We start from the raw sequence: 12,339 nt of genomic DNA, 5'->3' as shown, positions 1-12,339 counted from the left end.
GACCTTCTTTGCCTGAAAAAGCCCGTAATTCTACGGGCTTTCTTCGTTTTTAGAAAAAAAGGTTTTTCTCTTTTTTAGAAAGATGAAAAATGGGATGGATTTTGCCGATGGGCAGTCTGAAATATTTAGACGAAATTTCGCTCTAAGTGTATTTTTATAAAAAAAAACCACTCCAATAAAGGAGAACGAGGTTCGCACTATGTTAACTATGGAGACAATTGAGGAGCTCGAGAGTAAAGTCCTAAAAGCACTCGAACTCATTAGCGACCTTCGGGCGGAAAACGGTCGCCTGGAAACAGAAAACGAATCTCTTCGCGCAGAAAACGACCAGATGAAACTGGCGATGGAAGAGAAAGAAAAAGAACTTTCTTCTCTCCGTGAACAACTCCAGAAAGCAAATGCTGAATTGGAAGGAATTAAAGAGAGAGAGCGTGCACTCGAGGCTAAGATCAATCAGCTTCTCGGACGTTTGGATGGTCTTCCTGCTTCCGGTAGCGGATCTTCTCCCTCTTCTTCACCTAAGCCTAGCTCTACGAGTTCATTTGCTACAGGCGCTGCAGCTGGCGCAGTTGCAGGAGCGGCAGCAGCATCTGCGGCTCCGTCTGTTGTTAGAGATTCTTCGGACGAGGACTTTAACGAAGATGATGAGATCATTCTTCTAGATGATGAAGACGATGATATTTCTGTTCTAACTGAATCTTCCGATTCTTCCGGAGGAGACGACGAGATTATCATCACTGACGAACCTATCGACGACTTCAGTCCTGTTTCCGCCGACGATGATGATATCATTATCGAAGACGATGATGATGCGATCAGCGTATTCGATGCGGACGAGGACGACGACTTCCTAGTCATCGAAGACGATCCTAAGTAATTTTTATGAGTGAGAGAGTCAAAGCTCGTATACTGGGCGACGACTATACCATAGTAGGCGATACCGATCCGGAATATATCCATAGGCTCGCCGAACTGGTGGACCGAAAAGTCCGAGAGTTACAATTAGGAATGCCTAATGCACCTAAATTGAAACTTGCGGTACTCGCCGCTTTAAACTTCGCAGACGAATTAGAACAATCCAAAAACCAAACCGGCGAATCAGGACCTTCTTCTCCCGAGGCGGAAGAAAAGACCAAAAAATTGATCACTCTTTTAGAAGAAGGTTTGATCGGAGATCTTTGATTTGGTTTCTAAATCGGAAGCCAGAAAAAAAATAAAATCTCTTCTCCTGGAAGTTCCTTCCAGGAAAGAAAAAGAAGAAAGGATCCGTTCCAATCTTTTGGAATTTCTGAGACATAGCTCAAGTTCTTCTAACCTAAAGATCATCTCCTATGTTGCTGATGATTTTGAAATTTCTCCTTTTCTACCGTTAGATTCTTCTTCGCAGACGGGGAATTTTGTTTTAGACATATTTTTTCCAAAAGTAACAAATTCAGGACTGGAATTTAAGCCAGGTTCCGGATTTTCCAAAGGTGCTTTCGGTATTTTGGAACCGACGGGAGAAGGGAATCTAAAACCGGAAGATGCGGATTGGATCTTAGTTCCTGCTCTGGGTTGGAATGGGGAAGGGGCGAGGCTCGGAAGAGGAAAAGGTTTTTACGATCGTTCTCTAAAGGATATAGTTTCGGAAAAAATGATTGGCCTTTCTTTCGAGGACCTATACCCTTGCGATTTTTCCGCGGAACCCCATGATCTGAAAGCAGGTACTGTGATTACGGAGAAAAAAAACCATTGCTTTCCCGGTAAAATGGGAGAAAAATCAGTCGGATAATTCGATGGGGAGTTTCTTTTTCAGGGGGCTCTCTACCGACAATGTACTAAGCCGGGAACTTGGCCCAAGGTTTCCGTTTTGAAAGAGTAAGTGGCGGAGAACCGGTGAAAACCTTAGATAAAAACAACCACGCGGAACAAAACCAAGAAGAGAGAGAATTAGAGTCCCTCCAAGAATTTCTTACATTCGAAGTGGATAAGGAAATTTTCGGGATCGATATTCTTTACATCCACGAGATCCTAAAACCGGTACCGATCACAAGAATTCCCAACGTGGAAGGTTTTATACTGGGAGTGATCAACTTAAGAGGTGAGATCATTCCGATCATGGATCTGAAGGAACTTTTCGGATTAGGTTTTTGTGATATTCTTCCTTCCACTCGGATCATTGTAGTGGTCGCAGGAGAAAAAAGGGCAGGGCTCCTAGTTGACTCCGTTAAACAAGTGGTTAAGATCCGTAAAGACAAGGTCAGCCAAGCTGACGAAGACCTGAGTGTGAATTATAGCGAACTTATAGAATCTGTCAGCCAGTTCGAAGAATCTCTGATCCTGAACTTGAATCTTTCTAAGGTCATGGATTATGCAGGGGAGGAAGCGTAAATGGCAGGAGTACTCGGCGAATACACAGAACTCTTTTTGGAAGAATCCGAAGACCAGATAGAAGAGCTAAATGCGAATCTTCTAAAGCTGGAAAAGGACCAATCCGATCCTCAAACCATCAATGATATTTTTCGCGCGGCTCACTCTTTAAAAAGTTCCGCTGCTTTCGTTGGATTATATAATCTTTCCGACCTGGCCCATAAAATGGAGAACCTTCTCCAAAGTATCCGGGATGGAAAACTTGCGGTCAATCTATCTCTCGTAAATCTTTTATTCCAATGTTTTGATCTTATCAAGAACGTGATCGTGAATGTTTCTGCCGGTAAAAAAGTGGATACTCCGTATACGGAAATGATCCAAAGACTAGAAGCTTACGAAAAAAATCCGGATGTTGCGGCCGCTCCAAAAACTTCCGGAAGATCTATCTCTCAATCTGCTACTCCTGTCGCTAAACAGGAAGAACTCCCAGGTAACGGAATCGACTTGGACTCGGACGATCAGAAAGAACTGGAAGAAATCCTTAGAAACGGTTCCGGAAAACCTTGGCTCTTAAAAGTGGGACTCAAAAAAGATTCTCCAATGAAGGGCTTACGTTATACTCTTATTGTCCAAAACCTGAAAAACTTGGGCCATGTATTCCGCACCAAGCCCAGCGGGGAAGAATTGGAGAATGGAACAGAGGCTCCGTATCTTTCTATCCTGATCGTAAGTTCCGAATCCCAAGAAGAACTTACTAAAGCTGCTAATGTAGACATGGTAGAAAACCTGATGATCCAAGAGTTTAAGCTCAGCGGTTTTTCGGAATCCGGAATTGCTTCTTCCTACCAACTGGATGAAGAAGAGAGAAGTAGCGAAGCAAAAATCACTTTAAAAAGTATTAAGGTATCTTCCGACAAGTTGGACCAGCTCATGAATAACGTGGGCGAGCTTGTGATCACAAACTCTGGCTTCCAGAAAATTTACGACGATCTTCTCCGCACATTCGGGGATGATCAGTTGTTCAACGAACTCAAAGGCCGCATCGATCTTATCAATCGTATTTCCAAAGAACTCCAATCCGGTATTATGAATATCCGGATGGTACCTATTTCCACAGTCTTCCGTCGTTTCTCCCGTTTGGTCAGAGACCTTTCTTTAGAAACTGGAAAAACAGTGGATCTGGTCTTGAACGGAGAGTCCACCGAGCTGGACAAAAAAGTGATCGATGCATTAGGAGAGCCACTTCTCCACTTGATCAGAAACTCGGTGGATCATGGTATCGAATCTCCCGAAGACAGAAAACGGTTAGGCAAACCTGAAACGGGAATCGTAGAGCTGAACGCTTACCAAGGCGGTAGCAATATTATGGTAGAGATCCGTGACGATGGTCGCGGATTGGATCTAGATAAGATCCGCAAAAAAGCAATAGAGAAGGGACTCGTTTCCGAAACGGATGCTCTTGCTTTGGAAGAAAGTGATATCTACCAATTCATTTTTGCGCCTGGTTTCTCCACTGCTGACAAGATCACCGATATTTCAGGTCGCGGCGTGGGAATGAATGTGGTCAATAGCCTCATCCAAGAATTCAAAGGTAAAATTCTCATCCAATCTCAGAAAGGATCCGGAACTTCTTTCGTTCTGTCCTTTCCTCAAGCACTTGCGATCATTCCTTCTATTCTAATCGTAATGGAAGAAGAAGTATACGCGTTCCCACTTTCTGAAGTGAACGAGACCATTAAGGTAAACAACGAACAGATCACTACTTTAGAAGGAAACGAGATCATCAATCTAAGAGGAGAGGTTCTTCCTATCTACAGATTGAATCGTATCTTGGGTCTTCAGGACAAAACTGATAGGGAAGAATTCCCAGTTGTAATCGTTCAATACAAAGGCCGCAAGTTAGGCTTCATGGTGGACGAACTCGTTGGAAAACACGAAACAGTCATCAAGTCCTTGGAGAAAAACTTCAAAAATATCAAGGGACTTACAGGAGCTTCCATCATGGGAGACGGAACCATTATCATGGTTTTAGATATTCCTGGGCTTGTGGAATTTGCCGCAGAGTTAGAAGAGAATGCAAGATATGTAAACTATCATCTGGAAACGATGAAACGTATCAGCACGATCCGAACCATCGAAACGGAAGAAGAGAAATATATCCAAAAAACTTCTAATCCAACCAACGTTTATAATCATAAACTTCACGAGATCACTACTCGAGAAAGAGAACGTCGTAAGAAGAACGAACGTAAAAAATCGGACGACTCCAAAAAAGTGATCGTAGCAAAAGAAGAACTAGAAAGAGAAATTTCTTCCACTCCGATCAAGTCCACTATGGAGATCCGACCTTCCGAGGACAAATTGATCACTTCTTCGGATAGTACTTCCGAACTTTCTTCCAACACCGCGGTTCTGGAAAGACCTGCCGCTAAAAAAGAAGGAATGGAAGAAGCTTACAGATCTCATATCAATGAATTGATCTCTGATTCTCCCGTCTCGGACGAAGAGAGAAAAAGAGCAGATCATATTATAGAAGGTTTCTTAGAGCAGAAAAAACAGAGAATGATGTCTGTTTCTCACACTAAGGACTTCACCGGAAACCTGACCAAGGAACAGATCAAGAAGATAGAATCGGTTGTAAACACAGGTATGATGAATGCCGGTATGGTCCTTTCTCAGATCCTGAACAGGAACGTGGACCTGTTTATTCCTGAAATTATCATGAATGATAAGGAAGGTCTGGCTTCTGAGATCCGTTTTTCCGACGATAAATTCTACGGAATGAAGGTCAGAATGAACGGAGATCTGAACGGGAATATGCTTATGATGTTCTCCAGAGAGAACGCCAAGAATCTGGCTATAGAACTTTTGGATACTACCGCAAGCGGAGACGCTTTGGACGATGATACTAAGAGCGTTCTATCCGAGATTGCAAACATAGTTTGCGCTTCCGTTTTGAACTCTATTTCCAATAAGGCGAAAGTGAGTGTGATGCCTGATGTTCCTGAACTTGTGGAAGGAACCTTCCTAGAAGTTCTAGATGCAGTTAAACCAGAAAGAACTAAGTTCTTAAGTATGCTCACTGAATTTAATCATGAGGGAAACAACCTGTTAGGAGTACTTTTATTCCTTCCGGACTTCGATGAACTCATGAGTTTGCTTCCGAAATTTTAAACACTAGGATTTTGTCGTGGTAGGAACTCCCGCGGATCATTCGATTCGGGTCGTGATCATAGACGACTCTCTTTTGGTGCGAAATATTATTTCGGACCAGATCAAAAAAGAAAGTAGGATCCAAGTTATAGCTACCGGTAAAACCGGAGTGGATTGTATTGAACTCGCCACAAAACTCAGACCGGACATCGTCATTTTAGATGTGGAGATGCCTGTGATGGATGGGCTTTCCGCGTTACAAGAACTTCAGAAACGAAAATTGGGTATTCCGGTAATGATGCTTTCCGTTCTAACTCAACACGGAGCGGAAGCAACTTTCAAAGCGTTAGAATATGGAGCCATCGATTTCGTTCCGAAACCTTCTTCCAGTAACCAATTCAATCCGGAAGAAATCGGTACAGTCCTTAGGAATAGAATACTTGCTTATTTCGAAAGCTTGAGACCAAGTCATGCGGGCCTTGATCCAAAAAAACTAGTAGATGCGGTCAAAAGTAAAATTTTCAAAGATGGAAAAAAAGCTGTGGAAGCTGTTTGTATAGGAACATCTACCGGCGGCCCAAAAGCATTACAGACGGTTTTTTCTGATTTTCCTGAGAATTTTCATCTACCAATTTTCGTCGTACAACATATGCCTGTAGGTTTTACAAAAGCTTTTGCTTCTCGTTTAAACGATCACTCTAAAATCAACATAAAGGAAGCCGAGGATGGAGAAGAAGTTCGTCCCGGAACAGGTTACGTGGCTCCGGGTGATGCACATTTGAAGATCGAATCTAAGGCAGGACGTAAATGGATTGCCTTAGGTAGGGAAGCACTGGTAAATGGACACAGGCCCTCAGTCGAAGTTTTATTCGACAGCGCAATCCGGGAATACGGGAGCGCCTTAGTCGGTGTGATTATGACCGGCATGGGTAAGGATGGAGCGGCGGCGACTTTCAGAATGAGAGAGGCCGGAGCTTCTACCGTCGCCCAAGACGAGGACAGCTCCGTGATCTTCGGAATGAATCGCCAAGCCATCGAAATGGGTGGGGTTCAGTTCGTAGAACCAGTAAGCGCAATAACATCAAGGATACTTTCCATTCTTAAAGAAAGGGGAAACTAATTATGGCCAGAATTCTCGTAGTAGACGATGCAAAATTCATGAGGACCATGGTGAAGGACGCACTCGTCGCCGGAGGGCATGAGATCGTCGGCGAGGCCGAAAACGGAAACATCGCTGTTGATCAGTACAAAGCGATCAAGCCGGACCTAGTCACCATGGATATCACCATGAGAGAAAAAGACGGGATCGAAGCAGCCCAGGAAATTTTTAAATTGGATCCGAAAGCGCGTATCATCATGGTAACTGCTCTTGGTCAGGAAGAACTTCTTGCGAAAGCGATCAAGATGGGAGTGAAGGATTTCGTTGTAAAACCTTTCTCACCTGAAAGATTGCAACAGGCGGCAGAAAAAGCACTGAATTCCTAAAAAGATGGAAAGAGAAAACGCCACACAATCCTTCGTAGTTCAATGGAATAATTCCGAAGGTGGTATTACGGAGGGACCTTTAAGTCTTCTCTGGTCTCTAATCGAAAGTTATAAGGTGGATATATTCGAAGTAACCCTTTCTAGGATCACCCAAGACTTTCTAAACTTCATTAAGATTTCTGCAAGTATTCATATAGACATGGGAGCGGAATACGCTCTTATGGCCGCTAATTTAGTTTATCTCAAATCTAAAGCTTTATTACCCGATCCGGGTTTCGAGGAAGAAGATTATGATCCTCCTCTTCCTCCCGAACTGGTCGAAAAACTTCTAGAACATAAAAAATTTCAATTAACTGCCCAGAAGATGGGAGATGTGGACAAGGTCCAAGCGGGAGTATTTTCCAGAGAGACCAATCAGGTTATAGACGAGTCCGAATCCTGGCTAGATCTAAGCCTTTTAGACCTGATCTCCGCATTTAATGAGATCTTGGAAAAACGAGAAGATGAAGGCGAGATTCCCGCTTTACTTACCGCGCCCCACCGGTATTCTGTCGAGGAAAAGATGGGTACCATTTCCGAACTGCTCGTCGAACGTTCGGATATCTCCTTTGAAGAATTGTTTTCTACGGTCAAGCCCGAGAAAGCCGAGATTGTAGCCGTCTTTCTGGCAATGTTGGAGCTCTGCAAGCAGAGAATTGTATCCATCCGCCAGCATAAAACTTTCGGCGAAATCCGTATATTCTTGGTGGGAGAACCGTGGAACGCGACAAAGCCGGCTTAAAAGGACTGATAGAAGCGCTGCTTTTCCTTTCCGGGGAGCCGCTTAAACTAGCAAGTATCGCAAAATCCATAGACTGTGAAAAACAGGAAGCTCGTGATATATTGGACGAGCTGATCTTGGATTACCAAGAGAAGGACGGAGGATTCGTTCTTAGAGAGATCGCAGGCTCTTACCAATTTTCCACGAACGAAAAATATTCTGAAATTTTAGCAAGGCTCTTCAAAGAGAAGAAGAGAGAACAACTCTCCCGTTCCAGTTTGGATACTTTGGCGATCATTGCTTATAAACAACCCATCACATTATCTGAAATTGATGATATACGCGGAGTTTCTTCCAGAGCAATGGTGACTTCTCTTATTTCTAAAAAACTGGTAAAACCGGTGGGTAATAAAGAAGTTCCAGGAAGGCCTGCATTGTACGGGACCACTAAGGAATTTTTGATACATTTCGGATTAAATAAACTGACCGATTTACCTGCTCCTGTGGAAGTGAAGGAATTAAAATTCGAAAACCTGGATGATTTGATAGAGAATGGCCAAGAATGACGACAAACTGAAAGAGTTCCGGGAAAGGATAGATTCCCTGGACAAAGAAATCGTAAAGGCTATCCAGGCCAGGGCGGAGATTGCCTCCGAGATCGGAGAGATCAAACGAGAGAATAACGAGCCGATCTATCGTCCAGACAGAGAAAAGGATGTATACGAAAAGATCCTTGGACTAAATGGAGGACCTCTTCCGGATAAGGTTCTCATTGCAATTTATAGAGAGATCATGTCCGGCTCCTTCTCCGTGGAGAAGGGATTAAAGATAGGTTACCTAGGACCGGAAGGATCTTTTTCTCACCAAGCAGTTCGTGCTAGATTCGGAACTTCTGTCGAAGCTACTGAGTTTCCTTCTATTCCGGAAGTTTTCCGAGCGGTCGAAACCGACAAGGCGGATTACGGAGTGGTCCCTGTGGAAAATTCTTCCGAAGGACTTGTGAACTCCACTCTGGATCAGTTCTTAGTTTCCGATCTAAATATTTATTCTGAAATTTATCTTAAGATCCATTTGAATCTTTTAGGATTCGAGCACGATCTTTCTAAGATCAAAACTTTATACGGGATCAAGATCGCAAATTCACAATGTCGGAATTGGATCGCTGCAAATCTTCCTCATGTGGAAATTTCGGAAACTCCTTCTACTTCTAGGGCTGCAAGTATTGTTGCGGAGAAGAAGGAGGCCTGCGCTGCAGTAGCTTCTTCTATCGCTGCCGAAATTTACGGCCTAGATTTGGTTCGAGAATCTATCGAAGATATGTCGGACAATACCACTAGGTTTTTGATCATAGGAAAAAATCAATGTCCTCCAACCGGGAGTGATAAAACCTCTGTTGTGTTTTCCATCCCGGATAAACCCGGATCTTTGTACAATGTATTAAAACCGATCTTTGATAAAGGGATCAATATGACCAAGGTGGAGTCCAGACCTACTCGTAGGACTTCTTGGGAGTATAACTTCTTCATAGATTTCTTAGGTCATAAAACGGATCCTAAGATCGAAGAGGTACTGAACGTATTAAAAGAAAATACAATCTATCTCAGGATTTTGGGGTCTTATCCGATCTCTCCACCTAACCCGTGAAAGCTGAATTTTCTAGAATCCTGATTTACGGCCTGGGAATGATGGGTGCCTCCCTCTCTTTGGCCTTACGTAAAAAAAACTCCTCCGCAGAGATAGTGGGAGTGGTAGGATCTCTCTCCAGTAAGGAGAAGGGGATCCGTCTTAAATCTGCGGATCAAATTTTCACTTCCGAAGAATTTTTGAGATCTCCGGACTGGGAATCTTATGACCTGATCGTTTTCGGAGTTCCTGTCAATACAACTGTTGAGGTGATCTCCAAACTTCCTTCCGGTTTCAAAGGCCTTTTGACGGATATGGGTTCCACCAAACAAGAGATCGTTCACGAGGTTGAGTCGGTTCTGAAAGGAGAACATAGATATGTTTCTTCTCATCCGATGTGCGGCTCCGAAGAATCCGGTTTGGAATTCGGAAATGCTGACTTGTATGAAAATCGACTTTGTATTTTGACTAGACCAAAAGGTGCGACTGACGAGGCATATTCAGAGATAGAAAATTTTTGGAAATTTTTAGGAATGTCTACTACCGAAATTCCTGCAAAGGACCATGATAAGATTTTGTCATATGTTTCTCACGTTCCTCATTTGATCGCTTCTCTTATGACAAACTGGGTTTGGGAAAACAGGTGTGTAAGGGAGTTCACACAAAATTCCCCTCTGCCTTTGACCGGCGGAGGGTTTAGGGACATGACAAGAATCGCGGGTTCCAATCCAAAAATGTGGTCGCCGATATTTTCTTCCAACCAAGAGGAGATTTATAAGGCGCTTTTGGACTATAAGGATAGATTGGATAAACTTCTTTCCGAGCTGAATCCGGAAAAGCCGCTCGACCTAAAACATTGGGAGTCCTTCATGGAAAAATCTCATATCGATAGGGACGCAATTTTAAAGAAACAAAATGATTCCAAGAATCCTTAGTTCTTCCGGCAGAGAGATCACAGTTCCGGGAGACAAATCTCTTTCTCATAGAAGCGTATTATTCTCCGTATTGTCCAAAGGGACTTCTCATGTTTCCGGGTTTTTGGAAGCGGAAGATCCTTTGAACACGATGAAAGCTTTCACCCAACTCGGATTGAAAGTCGAAAAAATTTCCAAGGGTGAATATGTTTTTACAAGCCCAGGTAAAAACGCTCTCCATTCTCCTAAATCCGTTTTAGATTTTGGGAATGCGGGAACTGGGATCAGACTATCCGCCGGATTACTTTGCGGAATTTCAGGGATGAAGGCAACCTTAACCGGAGATCATTCTCTCCAAAAAAGGCCGATGTCCCGTATTATAAAACCTTTAAATTCCATGGGTGCTTCCATTTCCGGAAAGGATGATAAGGCGCCACTCGATATCGTCGGAAAAAAACTATCCGACTTTCATTATAAAAGCCCTATTGCTTCCGCTCAGGTAAAATCCTGTCTGATGCTGGCCGCTATGGCTTCTGAAACTTCTTTGGAGTACGAAGAGGATATTCTTTCCCGGGACCATACGGAAAATATGTTCCGATTTTTGGGAAACAAACTGACTTATCTTTCTCCTACTCATTTTAAAATGGAACCTCCTTATATTTTCGAGGCAAAAGAGTTCAAGGTGCCTGGAGATATTTCTTCTGCTGCATTCTTCTTGGTGCTCGGAGTTTTATTAAAAGAAGGTTCCGTCCTTGTGAAGAATGTAGGATTAAATCCTTCTCGTATCGGGATACTTCATGCGCTCGAGGCGATGGGCGCAAAAATTATAGTCCATAACAAAAGGATAGAATGTGGGGAGCCTGTTGGAGATCTGGAAGCGGTCTCATCTAATTTACATTTTTCTGAAATTAAAGAAGAATGGATCCCTTCTCTCATTGATGAGATCCCTATCCTTACGATTGCAGGTCTGTTTGCAAAAGGTGGATTTGTGATCCGTCATGCAGAAGAACTTCGTGCAAAAGAATCCGATCGAATTTCCGCCATGGTGGAAAATCTTCGAAATTTAGGGATCACAGTCCATGAATATCCGGACGGGTATGAGATCCCTGAAATCGGCTCTAGTACACAATCTTCGGAACTTTCTTCTTGGCTTTCCGGAAATGCAGTGAATATTTTTACTAAAATGGATCATAGGATCGCAATGAGTTTTATGATCGTCCAAGCGGTGAGCGGTTTGGAAATTCGCCCGGATGAAACTTCTTGGATAGAAACTTCTTTTCCTGGATTCGAAACTTTGTTGGAAGGTTTTGTGCAATGACGGAAAACGTGATCGCATTAGATGGACCAGCCGGAACGGGAAAGAGCACAGTAGCTCGAGAACTTTCTAAAAAACTGGGATTCGAATATCTAGATTCTGGAGCATTCTACCGCGCATTAACTCTTCATATTTATAAGATCTATAAATCCAAAAATTCTTCGATCTCCTTTTCGGATTGGTTGTCCGGTAAGGAGTTCCTACCATTAACCGAAGGTGTAAAAATTTTCTGCGAATTTTCAGAAGCAGGTGAGAATCATATTTTCCTAAATGGAGAAGATGTTTCCGTAGAGATCAGAACTCCAGAGATCACAAGAGAGATCAAATACATCGCCGACAAAGCCATATTTAGAGAATTCGTAAATTCTCAATTGAGAAAACTTTCCGAGACCCATCGTTTGGTGATGGACGGTAGAGACATAGGTACCCACGTATTTCCGGACGCTCGTTACAAATTCTTTTTAACAGCATCTTCCAGAGTTCGGGCAGAAAGAAGATACAATCAATTATTAGAGCAAGGTATTCGTTCGGATTTAGAAGAAATCGAAAAGGAAATCGTGATCCGTGACAAATCCGATACGGAAAGGGAAATCGCCCCCCTCCGGAAAGCAGAGGACGCAATCCTCATTGACACAGATAACCTGCCAAAAAATAGTGTAATTAGTAAGATCCTTGGGTGCCTAGAGCCTGGCATTTATAACGATTCGCACTAATCCCAAACAACACCGAGTAATTCAATC

General features: G+C 43.1%; 13 protein-coding genes. All 13 read left to right on the top strand.

Annotated elements, in window-relative coordinates; genetic code table 11:
- The first annotated feature begins 199 nt into the window (after nt 1–199).
- Entirely contained in the window at nt 200–877 is a 678-nt protein-coding gene (locus tag LPTSP_RS06130; RefSeq protein ID WP_108927937.1) for a hypothetical protein, read from the top strand.
- Between the two features lie 5 nt (nt 878–882).
- Nucleotides 883–1,182 (top strand): cell division protein ZapA, encoded by a 300-nt coding sequence (locus LPTSP_RS06125; protein ID WP_108927936.1) that lies wholly within the window; start codon nt 883–885, stop codon nt 1,180–1,182.
- A gap of 1 nt (nt 1,183) precedes the next feature.
- Nucleotides 1,184–1,771 (top strand): 5-formyltetrahydrofolate cyclo-ligase, encoded by a 588-nt coding sequence (locus LPTSP_RS06120; protein ID WP_108927935.1) that lies wholly within the window; start codon nt 1,184–1,186, stop codon nt 1,769–1,771.
- A gap of 104 nt (nt 1,772–1,875) precedes the next feature.
- Nucleotides 1,876–2,370, top strand: a complete 495-nt coding sequence (locus LPTSP_RS06115) for a chemotaxis protein CheW (protein WP_108928187.1) — start codon at nt 1,876–1,878, stop codon at nt 2,368–2,370.
- Nucleotides 2,371–5,523: a chemotaxis protein CheW gene (locus LPTSP_RS06110; protein ID WP_108927934.1), complete on the top strand. Its 3,153-nt coding sequence runs from the start codon at nt 2,371–2,373 to the stop codon at nt 5,521–5,523. It begins immediately after the preceding gene.
- Nucleotides 5,524–5,539: 16 nt separating this feature from the next.
- Nucleotides 5,540–6,622 (top strand): protein-glutamate methylesterase/protein-glutamine glutaminase, encoded by a 1,083-nt coding sequence (locus tag LPTSP_RS06105; RefSeq protein WP_108927933.1) that lies wholly within the window; start codon nt 5,540–5,542, stop codon nt 6,620–6,622.
- Between the two features lie 2 nt (nt 6,623–6,624).
- On the top strand, nt 6,625–6,987 hold the full coding sequence (locus LPTSP_RS06100; protein ID WP_008594408.1) for a response regulator: 363 nt from the start codon (nt 6,625–6,627) through the stop codon (nt 6,985–6,987).
- 4 nt (nt 6,988–6,991) lie between these two features.
- Entirely contained in the window at nt 6,992–7,768 is a 777-nt protein-coding gene (locus LPTSP_RS06095; RefSeq protein ID WP_108927932.1) for a segregation and condensation protein A, read from the top strand.
- A gap of 5 nt (nt 7,769–7,773) precedes the next feature.
- A complete protein-coding gene (scpB, locus tag LPTSP_RS06090; protein WP_425268552.1) occupies nt 7,774–8,313 on the top strand; it encodes an SMC-Scp complex subunit ScpB in 540 nt (179 codons plus the stop codon).
- Nucleotides 8,300–9,391, top strand: coding sequence for a prephenate dehydratase (pheA, locus tag LPTSP_RS06085; protein WP_108927931.1), 1,092 nt, complete (start codon nt 8,300–8,302; stop codon nt 9,389–9,391). Before scpB ends, pheA begins: the two co-directional genes overlap by 14 nt.
- The gene (locus LPTSP_RS06080) at nt 9,388–10,305 is read left to right on the top strand and encodes a prephenate dehydrogenase (protein ID WP_108927930.1); all 918 of its coding nucleotides are present in this window, start codon (nt 9,388–9,390) and stop codon (nt 10,303–10,305) included. The genes pheA and LPTSP_RS06080 overlap by 4 nt, the downstream gene beginning before the upstream one ends.
- Complete coding sequence (gene aroA, locus LPTSP_RS06075) at nt 10,286–11,602, top strand: 3-phosphoshikimate 1-carboxyvinyltransferase (protein WP_108927929.1); 1,317 nt, start codon at nt 10,286–10,288, stop codon at nt 11,600–11,602. Before LPTSP_RS06080 ends, aroA begins: the two co-directional genes overlap by 20 nt.
- Nucleotides 11,599–12,312, top strand: a complete 714-nt coding sequence (gene cmk / locus LPTSP_RS06070; protein WP_108927928.1) for a (d)CMP kinase — start codon at nt 11,599–11,601, stop codon at nt 12,310–12,312. Before aroA ends, cmk begins: the two co-directional genes overlap by 4 nt.
- Nucleotides 12,313–12,339 lie beyond the last annotated feature (27 nt).

This window comes from Leptospira johnsonii (assembly GCF_003112675.1).
Classification (GTDB): Bacteria; Spirochaetota; Leptospiria; order Leptospirales; family Leptospiraceae; genus Leptospira_B; species Leptospira_B johnsonii.
This window is presented reverse-complemented; position numbering and strand designations above follow the sequence as displayed.